The organism is Xanthomonas phaseoli pv. dieffenbachiae (genome assembly GCF_008639345.1).
In the GTDB taxonomy this organism is placed as follows: Bacteria; Pseudomonadota; Gammaproteobacteria; order Xanthomonadales; family Xanthomonadaceae; genus Xanthomonas; species Xanthomonas phaseoli.
Genome location: NZ_CP041380.1, coordinates 593,841 through 620,436, shown reverse-complemented (window position 1 = coordinate 620,436; position 26,596 = coordinate 593,841). Strand labels below are relative to the sequence as shown.

16 protein-coding genes and 1 pseudogene are annotated in these 26,596 nt (G+C 66.3%); 7 read left to right on the top strand and 10 right to left on the bottom strand.

What is annotated here, in order from left to right:
• Positions 1-30 precede the first annotated feature (30 nt).
• Positions 31-372, top strand: a complete 342-nt coding sequence (locus tag FLG15_RS02855; RefSeq protein WP_057661440.1) for a VOC family protein — start codon at positions 31-33, stop codon at positions 370-372.
• An 84-nt stretch (positions 373-456) separates the two neighbouring features.
• Positions 457-735, top strand: coding sequence for a hypothetical protein (locus tag FLG15_RS02850; protein WP_057661438.1), 279 nt, complete (start codon positions 457-459; stop codon positions 733-735).
• 158 nt (positions 736-893) lie between these two features.
• Here FLG15_RS02850 and FLG15_RS02845 read toward each other — a convergent pair whose 3' ends face one another.
• On the bottom strand, positions 894-1,859 hold the full coding sequence (locus tag FLG15_RS02845; RefSeq protein ID WP_005916857.1) for a helix-turn-helix transcriptional regulator: 966 nt from the start codon (positions 1,857-1,859) through the stop codon (positions 894-896).
• 567 nt (positions 1,860-2,426) lie between these two features.
• On the opposite strand from FLG15_RS02845, the gene FLG15_RS02835 reads away from it, so the two are divergent.
• A complete protein-coding gene (locus FLG15_RS02835) occupies positions 2,427-3,227 on the top strand; it encodes a DUF481 domain-containing protein (protein WP_057678790.1) in 801 nt (266 codons plus the stop codon).
• A gap of 382 nt (positions 3,228-3,609) precedes the next feature.
• Here the strand turns inward: FLG15_RS02835 and hemC are convergent, their stop codons facing one another.
• From hemC to FLG15_RS02790, 8 genes are all read right to left on the bottom strand, one after another.
• A complete protein-coding gene (hemC, locus tag FLG15_RS02830; RefSeq protein ID WP_017155437.1) occupies positions 3,610-4,524 on the bottom strand; it encodes a hydroxymethylbilane synthase in 915 nt (304 codons plus the stop codon).
• 30 nt (positions 4,525-4,554) lie between these two features.
• Complete coding sequence (locus FLG15_RS02825) at positions 4,555-5,292, bottom strand: LytR/AlgR family response regulator transcription factor (RefSeq protein WP_017155438.1); 738 nt, start codon at positions 5,290-5,292, stop codon at positions 4,555-4,557.
• Between the two features lie 30 nt (positions 5,293-5,322).
• Positions 5,323-6,375, bottom strand: a complete 1,053-nt coding sequence (locus FLG15_RS02820) for a sensor histidine kinase (RefSeq protein ID WP_057678789.1) — start codon at positions 6,373-6,375, stop codon at positions 5,323-5,325.
• Between the two features lie 4 nt (positions 6,376-6,379).
• Entirely contained in the window at positions 6,380-7,048 is a 669-nt protein-coding gene (locus FLG15_RS02815) for an alpha/beta hydrolase (RefSeq protein WP_017159119.1), read from the bottom strand.
• A 150-nt stretch (positions 7,049-7,198) separates the two neighbouring features.
• Positions 7,199-9,097, bottom strand: coding sequence for a glucans biosynthesis glucosyltransferase MdoH (mdoH, locus tag FLG15_RS02810; RefSeq protein ID WP_237377079.1), 1,899 nt, complete (start codon positions 9,095-9,097; stop codon positions 7,199-7,201).
• A gap of 1,262 nt (positions 9,098-10,359) precedes the next feature.
• A complete protein-coding gene (locus FLG15_RS02800) occupies positions 10,360-12,009 on the bottom strand; it encodes a M28 family metallopeptidase (protein WP_057678786.1) in 1,650 nt (549 codons plus the stop codon).
• 167 nt (positions 12,010-12,176) lie between these two features.
• Positions 12,177-13,157 carry a GGDEF domain-containing protein gene (locus FLG15_RS02795; RefSeq protein ID WP_057678785.1) on the bottom strand — a complete coding sequence of 327 codons (981 nt, stop codon included), beginning with the start codon at positions 13,155-13,157 and terminating at the stop codon, positions 12,177-12,179.
• A gap of 220 nt (positions 13,158-13,377) precedes the next feature.
• Complete coding sequence (locus tag FLG15_RS02790) at positions 13,378-14,865, bottom strand: SulP family inorganic anion transporter (protein WP_057661422.1); 1,488 nt, start codon at positions 14,863-14,865, stop codon at positions 13,378-13,380.
• Positions 14,866-15,076: 211 nt separating this feature from the next.
• Between FLG15_RS02790 and FLG15_RS02785 the strand changes: the two genes are divergently transcribed.
• Positions 15,077-16,537 (top strand): cellulase family glycosylhydrolase, encoded by a 1,461-nt coding sequence (locus FLG15_RS02785; RefSeq protein WP_150145499.1) that lies wholly within the window; start codon positions 15,077-15,079, stop codon positions 16,535-16,537.
• A 267-nt stretch (positions 16,538-16,804) separates the two neighbouring features.
• Positions 16,805-18,585: pseudogene (locus FLG15_RS02780) on the top strand (methyl-accepting chemotaxis protein).
• Positions 18,586-19,183: 598 nt separating this feature from the next.
• Here the strand turns inward: FLG15_RS02780 and FLG15_RS02775 are convergent.
• Complete coding sequence (locus FLG15_RS02775; RefSeq protein WP_335338815.1) at positions 19,184-21,874, bottom strand: PAS domain S-box protein; 2,691 nt, start codon at positions 21,872-21,874, stop codon at positions 19,184-19,186.
• 138 nt (positions 21,875-22,012) lie between these two features.
• Between FLG15_RS02775 and FLG15_RS02770 the strand changes: the two genes are divergently transcribed.
• Both FLG15_RS02770 and FLG15_RS02765 read left to right on the top strand, forming a co-directional pair.
• The gene (locus tag FLG15_RS02770) at positions 22,013-24,892 is read left to right on the top strand and encodes a M16 family metallopeptidase (protein WP_057678782.1); all 2,880 of its coding nucleotides are present in this window, start codon (positions 22,013-22,015) and stop codon (positions 24,890-24,892) included.
• 568 nt (positions 24,893-25,460) lie between these two features.
• On the top strand, positions 25,461-26,390 hold the full coding sequence (locus FLG15_RS02765) for a GAF domain-containing protein (RefSeq protein WP_057678781.1): 930 nt from the start codon (positions 25,461-25,463) through the stop codon (positions 26,388-26,390).
• Positions 26,391-26,596 lie beyond the last annotated feature (206 nt).

Below are 26,596 nucleotides of genomic sequence, written 5' to 3'. Positions count from 1 at the left end.
GATCGAACGTCATCCCCCGGGAGGTATGGCATGAAGGTCCAGTACTTGGAGATCGTGACACACGACCTGGAGGCGGTCTGCGCCGCCTATGCGGTGCAGGGCGCGCAATTCGGCGAGCCGGTGCCCGAACTGGGCAACGCCCGCACCGCAAACCTGGCGGGCGGCGGCATCGTCGGTGTTCGCGCACCTTTGCGCGAGTCGGAACGGCCTGTTGTTCGCCCATACTGGCGCGTCGAAGACATCGAGTCGGCGGTTTCGGCCATCGTGGAGGCAGGCGGCACGGTCGCAGTCCCACCGATGGAACTTCCCGGCCGGGGTCGATGTGCCATCTACCTGCTCGGTGGAAACGATCACGGCCTATGGCAGCTCTAGCGCCTGTGATCGTGTCTGTCGCGCGGCCTGACAATGCGTCCAGGCCGACGCCGCTTCGCGGCTAACGCAGGTGCCAGGGGCCCCATGCCGGAACAGGCGACCGCTGGCAGCAGAGGCCTAGTCGTTCGAGTCGGCACGCGTGTCCAAGTCCTGCATCTCCACCATTCCACTGTCTGCCACCTGCCGCAGCTGGAACGAGATCGACTTTTCTCGATGGTCGGCGACACATTCGAGGTTTACGAGGTGGATCGGTGGGGACAGGCCTGGCTAGAGAAGCAGTGGCATCAGGGTGAGGATCTGGTTGACTCCCACTCCTTGGGCTTGGAGCCGCAGCAGATGCTCGCGGTGCAGGATGGGGCCTGACGCGTGATAAGGACGAACCCGCTTCGCAACTTGGCTTGATTCAGGCCTTGGGCCTGGCCGACCGCATCTGCGCCGACCAGGCCCGATGCGTCTTCCAGACGCGTGCACGTGCCTGCCGCGACCGCGGCCCTGCTCACTGCGTCATCTGTCTGCCAGGCTCAGTCGTAATTGCTCAGCGCCAGCGACAACAACGCCTTGGCCTGCTCGCGCAGCGACATGGGCTCGACAATCTCTGCGTCCGAGCCGTAGTGCAGCACGTCCATCAGCAGTTCGCGCGAGTTGCTGTAGGGCAACTTGAGCTCGTAGCGGCCATCGGGCAGAAAGCGGCCCTGCTGCTTGGAATGCCAATGTTCGTCGGCGACCCAGCGCGCGGCCTTGGAACTGAACACGATGGTCGCCCACCCCTTGGGCGCCCCGGAAAAAATGCCGTAGCTGGCGGCAAGCTGCTCGTCCAGTTCGCTGTCGGGCACATCGCGCGGCGCCGCATCGAGCAGACGCGCGTGGTTGATGCGGTCCACCGCAAAGCTGCGTACGCCGTCGCGCCCGTGATCCCACGCGTCCAGATACCAGTTGTCGCGGTAATGGGTAATGCGTTGCGGCGACACCGTCCGCTTGGTCGATTCGTCGGTGGAACGCGCACGGTAGTCGAAGCTCAGCTGCTTGCGCTCCAGCACGCCGGAGGCCACGGTGCGGAAGCTGGCTTCGTCCAGCTTGCGGCCGCGGTGTGGAATGACCCGCACCCGATCCACCGGCCATTGCGAGACGCCGGCCTGCGCAGCCAGCAGTCCTTCGATGCGCTGCTGCAGCGGTGCCAGCATCGAAGACAACACTCCGCCGCCAGTGCGCGCGAGCAGCTGTTGCGAGGCCAGCAGCGCGTGCAGTTCTTCCGAACTCAGCCACAGGCCGGGCAATTCGAAGCGGTCGCTTTCGCCGGAAAGATAGCGAAAGCCCGATTCGCCGTCGCCTTCCACCGGTGCCATCAGCGCGTCGCGCAGAAACGCCAGATCGCGATAGACAGTGGCACGGGAACAGCTCAGCTCATCCTGCAGCCGCGCCACCGTGACAGGGTAGCGTGCCGATTTGAGCAAGCGATGCAGGGAGTTGATGCGTTCGTAGCGGTCCATGGGCCGATTATGTCCGAGTCTTTGCGCGGTGGGGTGAGCATCGCGCTGCGACGGTAGACCGACAGCGGCAAGCGTCTGGGGATGTGCGACCCAGCGTCTGTTGGGTCGGTCGCAACTTCACAGCGTGCCGGCGCGGCGCGAGTGTTCACCAGGCCCTTGGTTGGAAGGCACTGCCGGCAGCACCTGCACGCGGCGCAGTCGGGTCGCTCGGGCTCCTGCCCCGCAGCGGGCCGCAAGCCCCGATGACATCGCCAGGCCGTCTGCCATGCGCACGCGCGCCCAGGCAGGTGGCTGCGGCTTACGCCAGGCACAGCGCAGAGCCACCCTTTATTTCGCTACAACGCGACCTCGCAGGTCACCGATCACTCCAATCGCTTGGGCCACATCGCCGACCGTCCTCGGATCGGCGTCGCGGTGGCGCCATCGCAGGAGCGGAACCGGCCCAGGCCGCTTGCGGCGTCCCAACCGGCAATGAAGCGGATATTCACTTGGCGATTACGTCACCGCACAGTCCGTTATCATGAAATCGCTTCCACCCCCTCTCCCGCCTTGCAAAGCGAGCTGCCCATGTCCCGCCGTGTCCCGTTGTCTGCCCTGTTGCCGCTGATGTTGATCACGCCCTCCGTCTGGGCCCAGGCAGTCGCACCGGCGCCGACAGACCCGGCCGCCGTGGTGCTGCCGTCGCCGTGGAGCGGCAGCAGCGGCGAGCTCGGCTACGCAGCGGCGCATGGCAACAGCACCACCGACAGCCTCAACGGCCGCGTACGCCTGCGCTACACCGACGGCGACTGGATCCATAGCCTGGATGCCACCGCGTTGCGCTCGAGCTCGGAGTACACCAACACCAACGACGACGGCAGCACCACGCGCGAGCGCCAGACCACCGCCGAGCGTTACACCGGCAGCGTCGGCAGCGCCCTGCAGCTGGGCGAACACCGTCAGCTCACTGCCACCGGCCGCTACGAACACGACGACTTCGCCACCTACGACCGCCTGGCCACCTTCGGTATCGGCTATGGCACGCGCCTGATCGACGCCGACCGCTTCTATCTGGATGCGCAGGTGGGCCCGGGTGTGCGCCGCGCGCACAACAGCGACGAAGACCGTAACGAAACCGGCCTGATCGGCCGCGGCCTGTTCGACCTGAAGTATACCGTCACCGACAATACCGATCTGATCAACACGCTGTTGGTGGAATCGGGCGAGTACAACACCTATGCGCAAAACGATTTCGGCGTGCAGGTCAGCATGAACTCGCACTTTGCGTTGAAGGCGGCGTGGCAGATGCGTCACAACAGCGACGTCAGCGACGGCGACAAGAAGACCGACACGCTGACCACGGTCAATCTGGTCTACACGTTCAAGTAAGCCGTGCCAGCGGCGTTGCCGCACCAACGCACTGCGCCGGTGACTGACGACGTACCGCGCACTTGCACGGGCGGCGCCGGCCGCGAGGGGCTTTCCCGATAAAGCCGCTCGCGGCCAGGTCCGCTCCTACGAACAGCGTAATCTTTGCAAGGCAGGCCCGCGACGTGGCGGTCAATCGGGCCATACGTTCGACAACCCAACCGCGCCCTGTAGGAGCGGCGCCCGCCGGATAGATCTACCCGGGCCGGCGGTCGATCGGTCAGAGGCTCGAATCCGCAACCGCAGCTTGTAGGAGCGGACCTGGCCGCGAAGGGCTTTCCCGATAACGCCTCTTGCGGCCAGGTCCGCTCCTACGAGGCAGGTGCCTGTTTCCAGACCCGGATTACAGCTCGGCCAGCAGCTGCGCGGCGCCCTTGTCGAACAGGCCTTGCGCAACGCGGCGGCCGAGGTCTTCGGTCGCTTCGGCGCTGCCGTGCGCCTCGGCGTGGATCAGGCGGCCGTCGCTGGCGCTGCCGACCATGCCCTGCAGGAACAAACCCTGCCCTTCCCAGCGCGCGAAGGCGGCCACCGGCACATGGCAGCTGCCGTGCAGGGCGCGATTCATGGCCCGCTCGGCTTCCACGCAGGCACGCGTGCGGCCGGCATCCAGCACCGACAGCAGGCGGTGGATGCGTGCGTCATCGCCACGGCATTCCACCGCCACCGCGCCTTGCGCAGGCGCCGGCAACCATTCCGGCGCGTCCAGCCGCGCGCTGATGCGCGCTTCCAACCCCAGCCGCTGCAGGCCGGCGCAGGCCAGCACGATGGCGTCGTAGCCGCCGTTGTCGAGCTTGGCCAGCCGCGTGTTGACGTTGCCGCGCAGGTCGATCAATTCCAGGTCCGGGCGCGCGGCACGCAACTGCGCCTGGCGACGCAACGAGGAGGTGCCCACGCGCGCGCCCAGCGGCAGCGCCTGCAGGCTGGCATAGAGATTGGACACCAGCGCATCGGCCGGGTCGCCACGCTCCAGGATGGCCGGCAGCACGAACGGGGCATCCAGTTCCATCGGCACGTCCTTGAGCGAATGCACGGCGCAATCGGCTTCGCCGCGCAACATCGCCAACTCCAGCTCCTTCAGGAACAGGCCCTTGCCGCCGATCGCCGCGAGCGAACGGTCCAGCACTTCGTCGCCGCGGGTGCTCATCGGCACCAGCACCACCTCCAGGCCGGGATGGTGCTGACGCAGCGCGGCGGCGACGTGTTCGCTCTGCCAGAGGGCAAGCGGGCTTTTGCGGGTGGCGATACGGAGCGTGGTCATGCCGGCATTATCGCGGAGCCGGCACCGAACTCACAGTTGACGTAATTGATCGCGCAGGTTGGCCACGCAGCGACGACTCACTTCCAGGGTCTGCGGCACGTTGCGCAGCACCGCATGGACCTGGCCATCGCCGCTGCGGCGCAGTTCCACCAGTTCATCGCGGGCCACCAGGCAATTGCGATGGATGCGCACCAGGCGGTCGGCGAATTCGTCTTCGAGCGATTTCAGCGACTCTTCGATCAAGTCCTCGCCGCGCGTGTGATGGACGATGACGTACTTCTCTTCGGCCTGCAGGTAGCGAATGTCGCCGATGGCGATCAGCCGCAGGCTTCCGCGCAGGCGCGCGCACAGATGGGTGCGCAGCGGCCTGGGCGCGGTGCCGGGCACGCGGCCGGCCAGGAAGGTGGCGACTTTTTCCAGTGCAGATGCCAGGCGTTCCGGTCGCACCGGTTTCATCAGGTAATCCAGCGCGGCCGCGTCGAAGGCCGACAAGGCATGCTGGTCGTAGGCGGTGCAGAACACCACCGCCGGGGGCGGCTGGCGTTGCCGCAGCAGCCGCGCAGTTTCCAGGCCGTCGACGCCGGGCATGGCGATATCCAGCAGCACCAGATCCGGGCGCAGGTGTTCGCACTGCTGCAGCACTTGCTGGCCGTTTTCGGCCTCGCCGATCACCTCGACCTGCGGATGCTCGCCCAGCAGCATGCGCAGGCGCTCGCGCGCCAGTGGCTCGTCATCGGCGATCAGCACCCGCACTTGCGTGGCCGTCATGGACTCCCCCTCGCTGCAGTGACTTTCCCCTCACGGCAGCGGCAATGTGATCTCGCAGGCATAGTAGCCTTCAGCCCAGCTGGCCGCCATCCGTGCCCCGGCGCCGAACTGGAACGCCAACCGGTGCGAGATGCTGGCCTGGGCATGCCCGGCGCCTGCCAGCAGCGGCAATTGGGTGCCGGGCTGCGGCGCGGGGTTGACGATGCGGATCTGCAGCTGGTTGCCGCGCTGACGCAGCGACAGGTACAGCGTACCGCCTTCGGGCATGCGCGAAACGCCATGCAGTACCGCATTTTCGACCAGCGGCTGCAGCACCAGCCGCGGCATCGGCAATTCCCACGGCAACGGTTCCTGGCGGTGCCAGCGCACTTGCAGGCGCTCGCCCAGGCGCAGCGATTCGATCGCCAGATAGCGTTCGGCCAGTTCGCATTCGGCACGCAAGGTGGACACGCCCTCGCCGGCGCCCAGGGCGGCGCGGAACAGATCCGACAGGTCCAGCACTGCCTGCTCGGCCACCACCGGATCGCGCCGCAGCAGGCTGGCGATGAGGTTCATGCTGTTGAACAGGAAATGCGGGCGGATGCGCGCCTGCAGGGCATCGGCCTCGGCGCGCGCATTGGCCTGCACCTGCGCTTCCCAGCGGTCGCTGACATAGAAGTAGCGCAGCGCCAGCGCAGTGATCAGCACCACCGTGGCCGCACTGCCGAGCGTGAACCGCCAGAAGCCGACCCGCGTGCCCAGCGGTACCTGCCCGAGCGCCGCATACAGGCCATGCACGATGCCAGCACCGAGCATCGCCACCACGGCAGCGATCAGCAAGGCGCTCAGACCGCCCAGCCGTGGCGGCAATCGCGACAAGGTGGGGCGCAACACGCACAGCAGCACGGTGACCGCCAACGCCAGCCACAGCGCCAGGCCGCTGGCGGAGAGGAACCGCGACAACGTGATGCTGCGCGCGGCGCCGGCATCGGGGACCAAGGTCACCACCAGCACCACCAGCTCGGCCAGGCCCAGCATCGCGCCCAAACGCGGCAGCCGGCACAGGTCCGGCATCCAGGCGATCTGCGGTGCGCGCTGGGCCATGGGCTCAGGCAGCGGTGAAGCGTGCCTGCAGCCAGTCGCGCAAGGCCTCGATCTCTTCCAGGCAGACCTGGTGGCCCATCGGGTAGGTGTGCCAATCCAGTGCGAAGCCCAGCGTGCGCAAGGTCTGCATGCTGGCCTGGCCGGCCGCGAACGGCACCACCGGGTCGGCCGTGCCATGGGCCATGAACAGCGGTTGGCGCAGGGCAGCCGGCTGCAACTGGCTGGCGGCCGCGGCCGGATCCGGTAGATAGGTGGACATGGCGATCAGCCCGGCCAGCGGCACGCTGCGCTGCAGGCCAACGGCCAGGGTCACCGCGCCACCTTGCGAGAAGCCGGCCAGCAGGATGCGCTCCGGCGCGATGCCGCGACCCTGCTCATGGGCGATCAAGGCTTCGACCTGGGCTACCGATTCGGCGATGCCGGCCTTGTCGGCGCGCTGGGCGAAATCCATGCCGACGATGTCGTACCAGCCGCGCATGCGCATGCCGTTATTGATGGTGATCGGGCGGATCGGCGCATGCGGGAATACGAAGCGCAGCGCAGGCCACTGCGGGCGTACCAGCTCGGGCACCATCGGGGCGAAATCGCTGCCATCGGCGCCCAGGCCATGCAGCCACAGCACGCTCCATTGCGGGTTCGGTCCGGTCTCGCGTTCGATCACTTCCAGCATCATCCAGCTCCGCTTGCGGGCTGGGCATTATGCCTTGCGCGAGGGATGGGCCAGATCAGCTGGCGCCAGAGGCTCGAGGCCCGCCGATCGCCACCGGCCTGCCGCATGCGATGCCGCCACAGCGCCGGCCACCAGGCCAGCGCCGATGCACCCTCAGATCAGCGACGGTTCCAGCGCGGCGGCGCGCCGCAATTCGGAGGCACGCACCAGCACCTTGGGCGGGTCGAGCTCTTCGGGAATGCAGAAGATGCCGGCGCGGCGTAGCGCCATGCCGGTGCGACGCAGCGAGGTCAGCGCCACCACCGGGATCGACAACGCCATGCCGACGATCACCGGCCCCATCCAGGCGGCCAGCGCCGGCGAGACCGCGTAGGCCACCGCACCCATGAACAGGCCGAACACGGTCAGGCCGCCATAGCTGCGAAACAGCGCCGGCCACGACAGCTTGCCGTCGTCGCGCACCTGCGCATCCCAGCCCGAATCCTTGCCCGCCAGCACCTCGAACACACCGCGCGACTGCAGGTACATCACCACCGGCGCCATCAGGGCGGCCAGCACGGTCTCCAGCAGGATGCTTACTGCCGCGCGGAAAGCACCGCCGCAGGCGCGCAATTCGCGTGGGTTGAGCAGCAGCGCGATGTAGCCGAGCAGCTTGGGCGCCAGCAGCACGAACATGGTGCAGATGAAGATCCAGATCGCATTGCCCTGGCTGCTGCCGTGCCAGTAACGGGCGGGCGAGAACGGCAGGTCGCCGGCCAGGTCGATACCGCCGCCGGCCAGCGGAATGCCGATGCCGATCAGCATCAACAGGCCCCACATCGGTGCGGTGAAGTAATGCCCAATGCCGATCAGCATGTGCATGCGGCTGATCCAGTGCAGGCCCTTGGCGCTCACCACCTTGGCGTGCTGCAGGTTGCCCTGGCACCAGCGGCGGTCGCGGATCAGCAGGTCGGTCAGCGTGGGCGGGCCTTCTTCGTAGCTGCCCTGCAGGTACGGCACCATGTGCATGGCCCAACCGCCGCGCCGCATCAGCGCCGCTTCCACGAAGTCGTGGCTGAGCACATGCCCGCCGAACGGTTTGCGCCCGCGCAGCGAGGGCAGGCCGGCGTGATCGGCAAAGGCCTGGGTGCGGATGATGGCGTTGTGGCCCCAGTAGTTGCTTTCTGCGCCGTGCCACCAGGCCACGCCGAAGGCGATGATCGGCCCGTACACGCGCCCGCCGAACTGCTGCATGCGGGCGAACAGGGTCTGCCCGTTGACCACTGCCGGCAGGGTCTGGATCAGGCCCACGTCCGGGTTGTTTTCCATGCCGGCGACCAGCCGCACGATGGTGTCGCCGGTCATCACGCTGTCGGCGTCCAGGATCAGCATCTGCGGGTAGCTGCCGCCGAAGCGACGCACCCAGTCGGCCACGTTGCCGGCCTTGCGCGCGGCGTTGTCGGCACGGCGGCGGTAGAAAATGCGGCCGTGCCCGCCGACGCGATCGCACAACGCGTTGTAGACCAGCTCTTCGGCGCGGCCGATGTGCTCGCGGGTGGTGTCGCTGAGCACGAAGAAATCGAAATGCTCCAGCTGGCCGGTCTCGGCCACCGATTCGTAGATGGCCTGCAGGCCGGCCAGCAGGCGGCGCGGGTCTTCGTTGTAGGTGGGCATCAGCAACGCGGTGCGCGAGCGCAGCGTAGGCAGGGGCTGCTCCGGGTCGATGCCGAGCTTGCGGCCGGCGCGCGCCACCACGGTGACGAAGCCAGCCACGGCGCTGGCGAAGGACATGGCGATCCAGGCGAACAGCAACACGAACAGGCCGAGCAGGCAGCCTTCCAGCACGCTGATGCCGTCGGGCCACAGCACGCTGAGCATCACCCACACGGCGATGGCGGTGGTGGCGAAGGTGCCGCCGATCAAATAGAAGCGGCGCACGCCGATGCCGGGCGGCGACGTGCGCTGGTGGCGCACCTGCAGGCTACCTTCGCGCAGGTTCTGTTCGGGCATCGCCAACGGTGCTTCCGGCGGCAGCGTGGGCGTGCCGGCATCGAGGGCGGAAATGGAGGGCATTGCAGTCGTTGTCGGGGAAGGAGTCACGGTGCCGTCCATCAGGGCTGCCCGTCGCGCGAGGACGACAGGGCGGGCTGACACGGGAGGTCCATCCCCGCCATGCAGTGCGATGTTGCCTGGCACGCGGCCGAGCGGGCGAGCCCGACGGTGTACGACCAAGACGCTCTGAAACCACTCCGATGCACAAGTTCTCCTGGCTGCAATCTCACCTCGCAGCTCATCCTAAAGAATCGACCGTTAAAGGAACGAACGCCGCGTACGGTCTTCGCCCTCCCCCCATGAGGACCGCGCGGCAGACTACGCCGCACCGACCGAACGCAACCCCAACAGATTGCAGCCTAGCGCAGACGCTGTCACGGGCCGCTGGCCGGGCCATCCTGCAGGAGAGCTGCAATTGGTGTGCCATGGCGTGCAATCGGTTGCAGCGGCGGGGCATTGGCGTTGCGTCGTGCCGATGCGGTCAGCCGGTTGGGCAAGCGATCGGTTGGTCGCTGTGAATCGCTGAAGGCACCCTGGAATTCCAGACGTTGCGGTGGTCGGAGGTTCTCAAGGCCTGCGGCAACGGCGTGATTGGTCGAGCGTGCGGCGTCCTCGCTGCTCCAGGCAGTTGATCGATGGCCAGGAAAACGGCGCACCGCACGTGGCTTTTGTTTGCTGATGCAACCGCTTGATCGAGGCATCAATGAACGTCGTTGCAGGACTTGGGCTGGAGCGAGCGGGCGATACGTTGAAAACCCGACATGGAGCGCTTGCCCTTAGCGTACGCACCGACGACACGACTGGCCCTTGCCCGCCCACCGGCGCGGGACCCTTGGCGGCATGGACGCCGCCAAGGGGCTTACTAGGACGTAATTGCAATGTGTCCTGCGATCAATGCGTCCTGCGATGGTGGAAAGGCAAGGGCCCCGCAGCAACGCGCAGACTCGCCTGGTGACAACTTCACTCTTCGTCAACTAGCCACCTGAAGATGCCGAGCGTGTGTGCGGGCGCTCGGCGATCTTCAAGCCTGCATGTCGCGTGCGCAGTGCCCTCGCCGCGCGCGGACACGCGGTAAATCCAATCCTGAGGCGCGATGGCGACATGCATGCCGTAAGTGGCGAAGACATCGCACAGCACGTTCGCCGGTTGGTGTGACTGACAACCAGAAGCACGCGCCACGTGGCAGGCGAGGCTTTTTCAAAAGCGGCATGTCGCGATGGCACACGCCGCATTGCGACAGGGCAGCCGTCCTGGTCCTGGCGCAATGGCGGTGTGCGCCGGTCTTACTTGCGTGCCGCCGCGCTGGCATCGCGGGTGGCGCGGAACTCCGAATCCTGGCTCCAGTTCGGCCACTGGCGCGAGTCGGCCAGCTGCTGGCCCAGTGCATACAGCACGCCCAGATCGCGGGCGGCGCCGGCGAAGGTCCAATCCGGCTTCCATTCGTCGCCTTGCTGGTGATAACGCTTGGCGGTGTAGTCGTCGGCGGCCGCCTTTCCTGCCGCCACGCCGCCCACTTCCCAATCCTGGCCGGCTGCATACGACAGCGCCGGTACGCCGCGCTTGGCGAAGGAGAAGTGATCGGAACGGAAGAAATACCCGGCCTGCGGCTTGGGATCGGGCGTGTAACGCAGCTTGGATTGCGCGGCCACGCTCTTGAGTTGATCGAGCAGTTCGAGTTTCGCCGTGCCGTAGATGCCGAAGTCGCGCGAGGGCACGAACGGATTCATGCCGTCCATGTTGATCACCGCCACCGTGGTATCCAGCGGGTACAGCGGCTTGGAGGCGTAGAACTCCGAGCCCAGCAGGCCCTTTTCTTCAGCGGTGACGGCCAGGAACACCACCGAGCGCTCAGGCGTTGGTCCCTTGGCGAAACCACGCGCCAGCTCCAGCAGCGCGGCGGTGCCGCTGGCATTGTCCAATGCACCATTGAAGATGGTGTCGCCGCGTGCATCCGGCTTGCCCACGCCAATATGATCCCAGTGCGCGCTGTAGATCAGCGTCTCGTTCGGGTGTTTACTGCCTTCCAGCCGCGCCACCACGTTGTGCGAGGTGATCACGTCGGATTTGACCTGGTAGCTGGCGCTCAAACGTTGGTCCTTGAGCTCGACCGGCTTGAAATCGCGCGTCTGCGCCTGCTTCTTCAAGGTCTCGAAATCCAGGCCTGCGTGCTTGAACAGCTCGGCGGCCAGATCGCGCTGGATCCAGCCTTCCAGCGTGGGATGCGCGCTGCGCGGGTTGTCGCGCACCACGTCGAACATGGTGTTGGTGTTGGAGCTGGCCACCGTGTCCCAGCCGTAGGAGGCAGGCGCGGTTTCGTGCACCACCAGCACGCCGAGTGCGCCCTGGCGTGCGCCTTCTTCGTATTTGTAGGTCCAGCGGCCGTAGTAGGTCATGCCGGTGCCGTCGAAGTCGCCCTTGCCGGTTTCAAAGTCCGGGTCGTTGATCAGCACCACCGCGATCTTGCCCTTCAGGTCCACACCCTTGAAATCGTCCCAGTTGCGCTCGGGTGCCTTGACGCCGTAGCCGACGAACACCAGCGGCGCGTTGGCGATCTCCACCTTGGATGAGCCATCCAGCGCGGCACGGATGGCGATTTGCTTGCCTTGGGTCAGCGCTTGCGGCTTGCCGGCGTTCTGCACGGCAATGGTCGGCGTGCCGACGATATCGGCGCGCCGCAACGGCACCGCCTGGGTCCAGGCGCGCTTGCCATTGGCCAGATCGCCGCCCGGCAGCAGACCGGCTTCGGCGAACTGCTTGCTCAGGTAGGCAATGGTCTTTTCTTCACCGGCGGTGGCCGGGCCGCGGCCTTCATAGGCGTCGGAGGCCAGTTCCTTGACGTCGCGCGAGATGCGCGCGCCATCGAAACTTGGCGTGGCCGCCATCAGCGCGGTCGAGACCGCCATCGCCAGAAGTCCTACGGCAACTCGCTTCATTGCACACCCCAGATCTTGGATAGCCCTGGAGTGTAGCCAGCATCGCGTGCAAGCCGATAGCCGCAGCTGCGCCGATGCCTGCGATGCGAGTGCGACAAGTGCTGCAGAAGCGCCGTGTCTGCATCCACGGCAAACAGCTCTGGCCTGCTTCAGCGCCGCGCCGGCGCCTAGAACAGATCGATGCTGCCCACCGGTTGCGCAACCTGCTGCAAGTGCCCGCCGGCAATCAGCTCGGCATAGACCGCCGCGCGATTGCGGCCGTTCTGCTTGGCCCAGTACAGCGCCTTGTCGGCTTCGTCCAGCATTTCGCTGATCAGCCGGCCGTGGGTCAGTGCGACGATGCCGGTGCTGAGCGTGACCTGCCCCACTTGCGGGAACAGGTGCTCGGCCACGGCCAGGCGGAATCGCTCGAAAAGATGCACGGCCGTGTCGCGGTCCACGCCGCGCAACACGATCACGAACTCTTCGCCGCCGAAGCGGAACAGCAGGTCGTCCTGGCGAAACGCACGCTGCATCAGCTGCGCGACCAGCAGCAACACCTCGTCGCCATACAGATGCCCGAAGGTGTCGTTGACGCGCTTGAAGTGATCGATGTCCACGATGCCCAGCCACACGCCCTGCTCTGCGGCGGAGTCGGCACCCCCGGCAAACAGCCGCAAGATCAGCTCGTCGAACGTCTTGCGGTTGCGCAGGCCGGTCAGCGCGTCGCGCTGGGCGTCGTCGAGCAGGCTGCGGTAGTTCTGGAAGAAGCGCGCAAAGCCCTGCAGCATCGCTTGCTCGGCCACGCCGGGAATACGCGTCCCGCCCACTCGCAGGCAGGTCCGGATGCCGCGCGCCTCCATCATCGGGTAGACCAGCAAGGCGCGGCCGTCTTCGTGCAGTTGCACCACATCGCCCGGCCCATGCACCTGGGCCAGCTGGATGCGCGTGCGCGCATCGTGGATCTCGGCCACCGTCAGCGCCAGCCGGCCGTCGTCGCGCAGGCGCGTTTCGGCGATGCTGTTGCTGTCCGGGGCGATGCGCAGCAGCGAAAGTTCTTCGGCCGCGCAGACCTCGCGCACGGTGCGCAACAGGCTCAGATCGAGCAGGTCCGCATCGCGGATGGCGGTCAGGTCCACCATCCGTTCCAGCAACGGCGTGTTGGTCATGGCTGCGCCCTCCGGCGGGCGGACACGAACCCGCAGTGCCGGGCTTGGCACGCAGGCACATATCTCGGGTTGAAACCCACTGGCATCACAGCGACGACCGGCAATGAGGATGCCGAATCATCGGCGTCGCCCGCCGGAACTTGAATTGGTTCGCCACCGCGCTCAGCGCACGCACAGCCCGGCATGACGCCCCGCATGCGTGCCAGGCGCATTCCGCCGCCTAGGGCAGCGACGATTCCAGCGCGTCTTCGCCCAGGGCATGCCGCTGCATCAGGCGTCGGCTGCCGGCATTCAAGCCTTTCACCTGCACCTCCAGACCATGATGGCGCAAACGCTGCACCACCTTGTCCAGTGCCGCCACCGCGGTGATGTCCCAGAAGTGCGCGCGGCCGACATCGATCACCACTGCGCGGCCGGGCACCTCGCGTGCGTCGAAGGCGTCGATGAACACATCGGCCGAGGCAAAGAACACCTGCCCGCGCACGCTGTAGGTGCGCACCCCGTCCGCGCCATCGACATGCGCGATCTGCAGCAGCCCGGCCACCTTGAAGGTGAAGAACACCCCGCTCAGCAGCACGCCAACCGCCACACCTGCCGCTAGGTTGTGCGTAAACAACGTGACCGCCACGGTGGCCAGCATCACCACGCTGGAGGTGCGCGGGTGGGTCACCACGGTGCGCAGCGAGCGCCAGTCGAAGGTCTCCGCCGACACCATCACCATGATCGCCACCAACGCCACCACCGGCACCTGCGACACCCACGGCTTGAGCAGCACCATCAGCACCAGCAGGAACACGCCGGCGAACAACGTGGACAGCCGGCCACGGCCGCCGTATTTCACGTTGCCCACGGTTTGCCCGATCATGCCGCAGCCGGCAATGCCGCCGAACAGGCTGGCCGCTGCATTGGCGATGCCCAGCCCGGTGCATTCGCGGTTCTTGTTGCTGGGCGTATCGGTGAGTTCATCGACCACGCGCGCGGTCATCATCGACTCGAGCAGGCCCACCATGGCAATGGCCAGCGCCGGCAGCGCGATGATGCGCAGCGTCTCCAGCGTCAACGGCACCGCCGGCCATTGCAGGAACGGTAGCGCGTTGGGCAGCTTGCCCAGATCGGCCACCGTCTTGAGCGGCAGATGCAGCGCAGTGCCGGCCACGCTGAGCAGCAGGATGCACAGCAGGGGCGATGGAATTGCCGACAGCCCCGGCAGACGCAGACGCGGCAGGCCGTAGATGATGGCAAGACCTGCGCCCAGCATGACCCAGGTGGTCAGGTTGGCGCCGAGCAGATGCGGCATTTGCGCCGCGAAGATGAGCACGGCCAGCGCGTTGACGAAACCGGTGCGCACCGAACTGCTGACAAACCGCATCAGCACGCCCAGCCGCAACAACCCGAACAGGATCTGCACCAGGCCAGCGAGCAAGCCGGCGGCCAGCAGATATGGCAGCCCGTGCGCGGCCACCAGCGGTGCAGCCACCAGCGCCACCGAGCCGGCCGCAGCAGAAATCATTGCCGGCCGCCCCCCGCAAAACGCAATCACGATGCCGATCACGAAGGATGCGAACAGGCCCACCTGCGGATCCACCCCGGCGACGAAGGCGAACGCAATCACTTCGGGAATCAGCGCAAATGTGGCGACCGCACCGGCCATGAGTTCGCGCGCGGGGGAGGCGCGCCATTGCGCCATTTCGGCACGCAACAAAGACATTGAGAGACACTCCGGGGGACAAAGAGGACAGCCTGCAGACAGCACGCAGCATCGATAGTGTGCGGGAAAGCGACCTCGCCCGCAGCTTGCGTGTGATCGGTCCGCCGCTGCGCTCTTCTGTGGCAGCGGTCACGCCACACGACGCAGCCGAAGACCAAGATGCCCCCTCACCGCGCCCGGCCGTCGGGCTCGGTCATCCAGGGAGACCACCATGTCCATCTTCAGGGCTGCAAGTACGCTCGCATTGGCCACGATGTTAGCGCTCACCGCCGCACCGGCTTTCAGCTATTCGGTCAGCAACAACAAGATCGTCGACGACAACGGCAACGTGGTTCAGCTCAAGGGCGTCAACGTGTTCGGCTTCGAGACCGGCAACCATGTCATGCACGGCCTGTGGGCACGCAACTGGAAGGAGATGATCAACCAGATGCAGGGCCTGGGCTTCAACGCGGTGCGCTTGCCGTTTTGCCCGGCCACGCTGCGTAGCGGCCAGATGCCCAGCAGCATCGATTACAGCCGCAACGCCGATCTGCAGGGTCTGACCTCGCTGCAGATCCTCGACAAGGTGATCAACGAATTCAACGCACGCGGCATGTATGTGCTGCTGGATCACCACACGCCCGATTGCGCGGCGATTTCCGAGCTGTGGTACACCAGCGCGTATTCCGAAGCGCAATGGCTGGACGACCTGCGCTTTGTCGCCAACCGCTACAAGAACGTGCCGAGCGTGATCGGCGTGGATCTGAAGAACGAGCCGCACGGCGCCGCCACCTGGGGCACCGGCAACGCCGCCACCGACTGGAACAAGGCCGCCGAGCGCGGTTCTGCCGCTGTGCTTGCGGTGGCGCCGAAGTGGATCATCGCGGTGGAAGGCATCACCGACAACCCGGTGTGTTCGACCAATGGCGGCATCTTCTGGGGTGGCAGCCTGCAGCCGCTGGCCTGCACCCCATTGAACATTCCGGCCAACCGCCTGTTGCTGGCACCGCATGTGTACGGCCCGGACGTGTTCGTGCAGTCGTACTTCAACGACAGCAACTTCCCCAACAACATGCCCGCGATCTGGGACCGCCATTTCGGCCAGTTTGCCGGTAATCACGCGCTGCTGCTGGGCGAATTCGGCGGCAAGTACGGCGAAGGCGATGCGCGCGACAAGGTCTGGCAGGACGCGCTGGTGAAGTACCTGCGCAGCAAGGGCATCAACGAAGGCTTCTATTGGTCGTGGAACCCCAATAGCGGCGATACCGGCGGCATCCTGCGCGACGACTGGATCAGCGTGCGCGAAGACAAGATGACCTTGTTGCGGACGTTGTGGGGAACGGCCAGCAACAGCACACCGACGCCCACGCCGACCCCCACTCCCACTCCCACTCCCACTCCCACTCCCACTCCCACACCAACGCCGACGCCGACGCCAAGCGCGGGCTTCAGTACCAAGGTGATCCGGGACAGCACCTGGAACGGTGGCTACTGCAACCGCGTGCAGGTCACCAATACCGGCACCGTCAGCGGCAACTGGTCGATCTCGCTGACAGTGACCGGCACCGTCAACAACGCCTGGAACGTCACCTGGTCACAGAGCGGCACCACCCTCCAGGCCAGCGGCGTGGACTTCAACCGCACGCTGGCGCCCGGTGCAACGGCCGAGTTCGGCTTCTGCGCTGCAGGTTGATGCAAGGCGGCGGGCACGCAGTGCGTGTCCGCCGCCGCATCGGCGGACCGTTGCGAACGCCTGCGTCGCAGCGCGCGGGCCAGAGAAACGCTATCGATAACGTCTTGTCGCGGCCGGTGCGCTCCGACATTGCATTGGCACGTTGTTGCATCGCCTGAGCGGACGCTGCCGCAGTTAGCATTCAACCTGCATGTGAATCAGCCGCTATCCATGATGTAGCGCCGTGCGCGCGTTCTGGATGTCGTTGTCATGCCTGTCGTTTCCCTCCTGCGTCGTTCTGTTGCCAATCTCCCGCTCACCCGAAAGTTCGTCCTGTTGTGCACGCTATTGACAGTGGGCGTGATCCTGCTGGCGATGGCCGCCGCGCGTCTGCAATATCTGGATCTGGTGGAGGCGCGCAAGCTCAGCGTCAAGACCGAAGTGGAGATGGGCCTGACGGTGATGCAGCACTATGCCGACAAGGTCAAAGCCGGCGAGCTGAGCCTTGAGCAGGCCAAGGAAGCCGCACGCACCACGCTGGCCGACATGCGCACCAACGACGGGGTGGATTACTTCTTCATCGTCGACCCGCAGATGCGCATCCTGATGCATCCCAAGCGCCCGGTCGGCACCGACATGACCGACTACAAGAGCGATGCCGGTCAATACGTGTATCGCGACATCAAGACCGCCATCGATAGCGGCGACGGCTTCAGCTATTACGATGCGCCCAAGCCGGGCAAGAAGGAACAGCTGCCGAAGATCAGCTATGCCAAGACCTTTCCGGCCTGGAACTGGGTGCTGGTGATGGGCGTCTATGCCGAAGATATTCAGGTGCAGGCCTGGGGTTTCACGCGCACCCTGACCTTGATCGGTGGCGCCCTGGTGGCGCTGGTGATCGGCCTGTGCTGGCTGATCGCCTCGGCCATGGCTGCGCCGCTGCGCGCCGCCTCGCGCACTGCCGAAGCCATCGCCTCGGGCCGCTTCGACAACGACATCCGCGTGGAATCGCGCGATGAAACCGGCCAGCTGATGCACAGCATGCAGCAGATGCAGACCCAGCTGCAGCGTTTCAACGGCGAGATGCAGACCATGATCCGGCTGCAGCAGGGCGAGAACATCGCGCACCGCATTCCGGAAGATTTTCCCGGCGACTACGGCACGCTGGCGCACGGCGTCAACACGGTGGTGTTCGAACACCTGGACGCCATCAACGAAGCGATGGACGTGATGAGCGACTACGGCCGTGGCGATCTGCGCCGCGACATGCGTCGCCTGCCCGGCCAGCGCGCTGCCCTGCATCAGGCGCTGGACTGGAAGAAACCGCCGCCTCGATGGAAGAACTGACGTCCACCGTGCGCCAGAATGCCGACAACGCGCGCCAGGCCAATCAGCTGGTCAAGCGCACCGGCGACGTCGCCGAAAGCGGCGGGCGCGTGGTACAGGACGTGGTCATCACCATGCAGGCGATCACCCAGGCCTCGGCGCGCATTTCCGACATCATCGGAGTGATCGACGGCATCGCGTTCCAGACCAACATCCTGGCACTGAACGCAGCGGTGGAAGCTGCACGTGCCGGCGAACAGGGCCGCGGCTTTGCGGTGGTGGCGACGGAAGTGCGTGCACTGGCGCAGCGTTCGGCCGGTGCAGCCAAGGAAATCAAACAGTTGATTTCCGACTCGGTGGAAAAGGTGGAACAGGGCTCGGGCCTGGTGCAACAGGCCGGCAGCACCATGACCGAGGTGGTCAGCTCGGTGAAGCGCGTGACCGACATCATGGCCGAGATCACCGCCGCCAGCACCGAACAGAGCGCCGGTATCGAGCAGGTCAGCACCACCGTGATGCAGCTGGATGAAATGACCCAACAGAACGCAGCACTGGTGGAAGAAGCCACGGCAGCCGCACGCAGCCTGGAAGACCAGGCCGCGGACCTGGCACGCGCGGTGGCGGTGTTCCGACTGACATCCGATGCCGGCCAGCCTCAGGCAAGCAGCGCAGCGAACGTGCTTGCCGCGACGAAGCCGGTGGCCAGCCAGCAAGCTGCGCACGACCACAGGCTGCGGGCGTGAGCGATATCGCCTGCCATGCACACGAGCGCTCGCTCCTGTGCGGCAGGCGATGTCGGTGGCATCTGCAGCGATGATGGAGATTGAAGTTTCCGGATCGGGACACGCCACCGCCATCTGCCATGCGTCCGCGCCTGGGTCCGCCGCAATCGCGGGCCGAACCCGCCATCGCCAGCCTGCGCGACGCGTGGGTGTATTGCTGTAAAGCGACTGAACCGTGTACCTGAGCACCAACAGCGGCGTACGACGTGCCATGGTCGGTTTCGGCGCGCTCTCTCGCGCATTCTCCAGGCAGGGACGCGTATCGGTGCCTTTTTGCAATGCGGACACGGCGTTTTCCGGGCGAGACTGTGCCGCGCGATCGCCCAGTGGCGTGGGCAATCTGTGTGCTCTGCGTCGTCCAACTGCCTGACGACTGCCCGCAACCTTTGGTTACCACGCTGATCCTACGCCCGCTGTCACGCAATCAGGCACTGGCTGTGTGCTGTGCGGCTTGCGGCTTGCGGCTTGCGATGTGCGATGTGCGATTGCACCTAACAGCAGCAGTAAGCAGCCTCCGCCAGTGCGCATGCGCTGTCCTGCACCCTCAGCCCAACCACGCCTAAGAGCGAGGCGCTTGCCCCTCTGGCTGCCGCGCGCGCTTGGCTGCATACATCGCCTCGTCGGCGGCATGCATCAAGCTGGACGCCTCGGCCTGTGCGCCGTGTTGCCAGGCCACACCGATGCTGGGCTGGATCGGCAGATGCTCATCGCCGAACGTGGCGCCTTGCGCGGCAAGCGTGCGGATACGCTCTGCCACCGCAGCACATTCGGCCTGCGCATCTTCCAACCCGTCCAGCAACACGACGAATTCATCGCCGGCCAGACGCGCCACCAGATAGCGCTCGCCCGCCGCGCGTTGCAGGCAGCTGCCGAACGCCACCAGCACCGCGTCGCCGGCACGGTGACCGTAGACATCGTTGATGCGCTTGAAGCCGTCCAGATCCAGGAACATCACCGCCACCGCGCGTTGCTGCTGTTGCGCCTGCGCAACCGCCACCTGCAACGCTTCGGACCATGCGTGCCGGTTCGGCAGGCCGGTCAAGGCATCGCGGGTGGCGCGCTCGTGCATCAGGCGGTGCAGGGTCTTGTGCGCAGTGACATCGTGCGCCATCAGGAAAAAGCCCTGCGTGGGCGTGGCAGTCTGCGTTTCGGGCACCAGGGTGACTTCCACGTCGCGCGGCGTGCTGCCGCCGCCCAGGAGATGTTCGAAACTTGCGCGCTGCCCGGCCACCGCCTGTGCCAGCGCAGCGCGCGCTGCAGTGCTGAGGTCTTCGCCCAGTACCTGGGTAATGTGGCGACCGACCAGGCTGGCAGGCTCCACGCCCAGCCAGTGGCGATGCGCTTCATTGGCGAACAGGTAGCGCTGCTCGGCATCGAACTGGGCAACCAGGGTGGGCGTGGCGTCGCTGATGGCCCGCAGCCGCGCTTCGCTTTCGGCCAGGCGTTCGGCGGCGACATGGCGCTCGGTCACGTCCTGGATCTGCGAAACAAAATGCACCGGCGCACCGCTGCTATCGCGCACCAGCGACACCGACAGCTGCGCCCAGATCACCGCGCCCTGCTGGCTGATGTAACGCTTGGCCAGGCTGTAGCTGTCGCGTTTGCCGTCGATCAGGTCCTGGACCAATTGCAGGTCCATCTCCAGATCGTCGGGATGTGTAATCTGCTGGAAGGTGGTGCGCAGCAATTGCTCGCGCGCATAGCCCAGGATGCCGCACAGCGCCGGATTGACGTCACGCCACTCACCTTCCAGCGACACGATGGCCATGCCTTGGGGCGCGGTTTCGAATGCACCGGTGAAACGTTCGGCGGCCAGCTGCGCGGCCGCTTGCGCCTGCAATTCGGCAGTGACATCGATGGCCATTGCCAGATACCCGGCCAGACCCTGCTGCGCATCGTGGATCACGTTGAAGCACAGGCGCACGCGACGCAGATCGCCGTCCTTGCGTACCAGCGTCCAGAGTTCTTCGGCCAGCACATTGCCAGCCGCCGCGGCAGCCAGCTTCAGATACGAGGGGGGCGACAACGCCAGCGTCGCCATGTGCCGCTCCAGTTCGGCCGGCAGGTGGAACTGCGCCGGGCAGGTGCCCAGCACCTCGTCGGCACGGTAACCGAGCAGGCGCTCGGCGCCGGGATTGAAGAGTTTCAGACGGCCCTGCGGGTCGAATGCCATGATGGCCACGTCCTGCGAGGCGTCCACCAGTGCCTGCAGGCGCGCGCGTTCGCCGGCCAGTGCGGCCGAAGCGTCCTTGAGCTGGGTGATGTCGTGCATCACGCACACCGCGCCCAATGCCGTGCCCTTGTCGCCGATGACCGGATCCGCATTGCAGAGCACGCTGCGCGGCGGCTGGTTGGTGGCGCGAATCAGCAGTTCGGCATTGCGTACGTGTTCGCCACGCCAGGCGCGTAGCAGCGGGATTTCCTCGGTGGGCAGCAGGCTGTTGCCATCGGCGGTGTACAGATCGAAGTGCAGCGCCCATTGCGCCGGTGGCAGCACGCGCGGGTCGGTGCCATGCCATTGCCGGGCGGCGTGATTGAACTCGCGCAGCAAGCCGTCGGTGCCGCAGGCCACCACGCCGTCGGGCATGGCTTCCAGCAACATGCTCAAGGTCTGCCGCTGCGCCTGCGCGTCCAGCCGGTCGCGGCGTGCTTCCAACTGGTTGACGGCCTGGCGTGCCAGGCGGATCAGGGCCTGCTTCTGGCTGTCGTCGAGCACGCGCGGCTGGGTGCTGAGCGTGCACAAGGTGCCGTAGGCGTAGCCTTCGCGCCCGATCAACGGTACCCCGGCATACGAGCGCACGCCGGGGGCAGCAATCACCAACGGGTTGTTGACGAAGCGCGGGTCGGCTTCGGCATCGGGCACTTCCATCAACTCGGTGCCCATGATCGCGTGGGCGCAAAACGAGGCGCTGCGTGGTGTGCCTTCCAGATCGGTGCCGCAACGCGCCTTGAACCACTGGCGATCGGCGTCCAGCAGCGACACCAGCGCCATCGTGGCGCCGGTGACGTGCGTCGCCAGCCAGGCGATATCGTCGAATTCGGCCTCGGACTCGGTGTCCAGCACGCGCAGCCGGCGCACCGCGTCCACGCGCAAGGCGTCGTCGACGGGAATCGGCACGGGCGGCAACAGGTCGGTCATGGGGTGATCGGCAGGCGGCGTCTGGTCAAGATAGGTCGACCCAGGTAACGGCGAGGCGACGGGCAACTTGAGGCTGGCGCTTGCGTTCGCCTGGCCGTCGCGCCGTGGCAATGCGCTGGCGAGCCCCGCGCTGGCGCCTGCCCGGCACTGAACGCGGCCAGACGCCAGGCCAGTTCCCTGCCCATCCGCATTTGCGGCGCCGGCAAGCAGCCACTACCCTCGGCCGATTGCCCTGTCCTGGAGTGTCACATGCTGCGTCCGCTGTCCCTGTTGATCGCCGGTGTGCTTGGCGTCGCTGCCGGTTCCGTTGCCCCCGCCGTCGCGGCCGCCCCGGCCAGCCTGTCCAAGAGCGCGGCCAGCAGCGCCATTCCCGACATCGCCTATACCCGCTTCACCCTGCCCAACGGCCTGACCGTGGTGGTGCACGAAGACCACAAGGCGCCGGTGGTGGCGGTGAGCATCTGGTACCACATCGGCTCCGGCGACGAGCCGGCCGGCAAGACCGGCTTTGCGCACCTGTTCGAGCACCTGATGTTCTCCGGCTCGGAGAACAACAAGGGCAGCTTCTTCGCGCCGCTGGAAAAGGTCGGCACCACCGACATGAACGGCACCACCTGGTTCGACCGCACCAACTATTTCGAGACCGTGCCGACCACCGCGCTGGATACCGCGCTGTGGCTGGAATCGGACCGCATGGGCCACCTGCTCGGCGCGATCGGCCAGCAGGAACTCGATACCCAGCGCGGCGTGGTGCAGAACGAAAAGCGCCAGGGCGAGAACCGCCCGTATGGCCGCGTGGACCAGAACATCCTGTCCAACCTGTTCCCGGCCAACCACCCCTACCAGCACGACACCATCGGCTCGATGGAAGATCTGGACGCGGCCTCGCTGGCGGACGTCAAACAGTGGTTCAACGACAATTACGGCGCCGCCAACACCACCCTGGTGCTGGCCGGCGACATCACCGTGGCGCAGGCGCGCGCCAAGGCCTTGCAGTACTTCGGCGATATCCCGTCCGGCAAGCCGGTGGCACGCCAGCAGCCGTGGGTGACCCCGCTGGCAACACAAAAGCGCGGCGTGCAGCACGACCATGTCTCGCAGCCGCGCATCTACCGCACCTGGGTTGCACCGCAGCTGGGCACCGACGACCTCATCCAGCTGGATCTGGCCACCACCGTGCTCGGCGGCGGCAAGACCTCGCGGCTGTACCAGCGCCTGGTCTACCAGGACAACCTGGTGGACGACGTCTCCGCCTCGGTGCAGCCGTTCGCGCTGTCCAGCCAGATGCAGATCCAGGCCGACGTGAAGGACGGCGTGGACCCGGCCAAGGTCGAGGCGATCATCGACGAAGAACTCAAGAAGTTCATCGCCCAGGGCCCCACCGCCGACGAACTGCAGCGCGCGCAGGTGGCCTACCGCGCCGGCTTCGTGCGCGGGCTGGAAAAGGTCGGCGGCTTCACCGGCAAGGCGGTGATCCTGGCCGAGGGCCAGGTCTATCGCGGCGACCCGGGCGCCTACAAGAAGGATCTGCAGCGTGCCCAGGCCGCCACCGCCGACAGCGTCAAGCGGGCCTCGGCCACATGGTTCGGCAAGGGCGATTACCTGCTCACCGTGCTGCCGGCCGGCAAGGACTTCGACCCGGCCGCCGAAGACAAGGCGGTGGTGGCACGTGGCGAAGAACCCGGCAAGCCGGCGCCCAAGCTGCCGGCCGCGGGCGCGTTCAAGGTCACCGCCTCCACGCTGGACCGCAGCAAGGGCGTGCCGCAGACCGATCGATTCCCGGACCTGAGCTTTCCGACGCTGCAGCGCGGCAAGTTGAAGAACGGCATCGAGGTGATCCTGGCCGAGCGCCACACCATCCCGGTCACCCAGGTGGAGTTGCTGTTCGACGCCGGCTACGCCGCCGACCAGGGCCACAAGCTCGGCACCGCCAGCTTCAGTGCCGCGCTGATGAACGAAAGCACCACCGCGCTGGACTCGGTGGAAGTGGCGCAGCGCCGCCAGCGCCTGGGTGCGATCACGGCGGTCGGCTGCGATCTGGACAGCTGCAGCGCCTCGCTGGACGCGCTCAACGACCAGCTGCAGCCCTCGCTGCAGTTGTTCTCCGATATCGTGCGCAATCCAGCCTTCAAGGCTGCCGACATCGAACGCGTCCGCGGCCAGTGGCTGTCCGGCATCGCGCAGGAAAAGACCCAGCCCAACAGCCTGGCGCTGCGGGCGCTGCCGCCGTTGCTGTTCGGCAACCAGCACCCGTACGGCATCCCGCTCACCGGTAGCGGGACCGAGGCGGCGATCAAGAGCCTCAACGCGCAGGATCTGCAGAATTTCCACAGCCAGTGGCTACGTCCGGACAACCTGCGCATCCTGGTGGCCGGCGACACCACGCTGGCGCAGATCATTCCCCAGCTCGATGCCACCTTCGGCGACTGGAAGGTCCCGACCACGGCGTTGCCGAAGAAGAACCTGGCCAACGTCGCCGCCCAGCCCAAGCCGCGCGTGTACCTGATCAACCGCCCGGATGCGCCGCAATCGGTGATCCTGGCCGGCTTGCTGGCTCCGTCCACCAAGGCGCCGGACAACCTGGCCATTGGTGTGGCCAACGGCGCCTTCGGCGGCACCTTCACCTCGCGCCTGAACATGAACCTGCGCGAAAACAAGCGCTGGGCCTACGGCGCCGGCACCCGCATGATGGATGCGCAGGGCCAGCGGCCCTACCTGTTCTCGGCACCGGTGCAGACCGACAAGACCGCCGAATCGGCCAACGAGATCTTCAAGGAAGCCACCGCCATCATCGGCGACAAGCCGCTGACCACCGACGAGATCGAGAAGATCAAGAACCAGCGCATCCGCGCCCTGCCCGGCAGCTTCGAAACCACCGGCGCGGTGCTCGGGGCGATCGAGGGCATCGTGCAGTTCGACCGCCCCGACGACTACGTGCAGACGCTCAAGCCGCGCCTGGAAGCGATCGACCAGCCGGCCGCGCAGAAGGCCATCAAGGAAATCATCAAGCCGGAGGCGATGACCTGGGTGATCGTCGGCGACCTGAAGAAGATCGAAGCTCCCGTGCGTGCGCTCAAGCTGGGTGACGTGCAGGTGCTGGACGTGGACGGCAAGCCGGTCAAGCGCTGATCGCACCTGCCACACCGGCTGCGCTGCTGCACGCAGCGTGGCCGGTGCGGGCAGGGGTCATGTTTGATGCAGCGTGTGGTGGTTCGGCGCGTCAGTCGCTGCCCGAATGCTCGTCGCCACCGCAGTATTCCCCCGCGTGGCTGCGTTGCTACAGCAGCAACGCACATGCACCTGCTGCCCTGTGATCGCTGCCTGCAGGCGTGCTCGACAGCAGCAAGGACACAGCAGGGCGTGCTTCGTGCGCGTCGTGTTGAAACAGCGATGACCCTGGCGCGCAACTGCCGGGTGGACACCGCCGGCACCATGCAATGTGTGGTGCAGATGGTCCAGGCGCATTCGCCAGCGTGCGTTACACGCAGCGCATGTCCAACACCTCGCCTGTCGTTCGCCATCGTGGCCCTGCCCGATCCCCTGCCTGATCGCCTCGCAAACACGACCCATGCGGTCGCTGCCAGCACGCGGCGCTGGCGTCTCACCTCGCGCTGTCCGCAGGGCGGCATCCACGCCGCATTACCGGCGCTGCCGGTATGCTTGCCGCTTTCGCGTTCGCGCTTGCCTGGCTTATTCGATGAAAGACATGCCCGTAGCTGACGAAGCCTCTCGCCAACAGGTCCTGGATGGCTATCGCATCGTCGACAGCCTGCCGGAGGACACTTATCAAGACGTCGTGCAGGTTGCCGCGTCCCTGTGCGACACACCCATCGCGCTGATGTCGCTGGTGGACCGCGACCGCCAATGGTTCAAGGCGCAGCTGGGTCTGGGCCTGCAGCAGACCGAACGGAGCCAGGCAGTGTGCGACCACGCCATCCGCAGCCCCGAGCAACTGATGGTAGTGCCGGACCTGCGCAAGGACACGCGATTTGCCGATATTTCGGTGGTCACCGGCGACACCGGCGCGCGGTTCTATGCCGGCATGCCGCTGGTCACCTCCGACGGCGTGGCACTGGGCACGGTCTGCGTGCTCGACACCGAGCCACGCACGCTCACCGAGCTGCAGCGCACCGGCCTGCAGGCGCTTGCACGGGTGGCCATGCGGCTGCTCGACGAGCGCAAGCGCGAGCTGCAACTCGAACGCGACGCCATCCTGCAGCCGGTCGCCCCGGTCGCCATCCAGGCCGTCGCCGACACCGGCTATCACCTGGTGATTCTGGAAGTACAGGAATTGGCCGCACTGGCCGAACGCCAGAGCGAACGTTTGCTCGGGCGCAACCTGCAGCAGCTCGACCAGGCCCTTGCAGCACTGGTGCAGGGGCCAGGCAACAGCATCGACCGTGTCACCGACAGTGCGGAATTCATCGCCGTGCTGCGCGGCCCCGACGCCGAGCGCACCTTGCAAAGCCTGCGCGAGATCGCCCAGCAACAACATGCGTTGGGCCTGACCGTCTTGTTGGGCCAGGCACAATCCACACGCCCGGACGAGCCGATCGGCCAGGTATTTCTGCGCGCCGAAGTCGCGCTGAGCGCAGAGAAGGACCGTTACCGGCAGAGCCTGGCCTGAGGCCTGCGAATCGATCTGCTGCTTCGCAGACGTACCCTCACCCGAATCCCTCTCCGCTAGAAGAGGGGTCTTGAAGCGAAGCGCCCGCGGTCAGCTGTTCCGCGGTGGATTCATCCTCGCCGCTTGGTTTGAACTGCAAGGCAAGGCGGAAGCGATGTAAGCCCCCTTCCCGGCGGGGCGTAAACGCATCGCTTGCAGGCCACTGG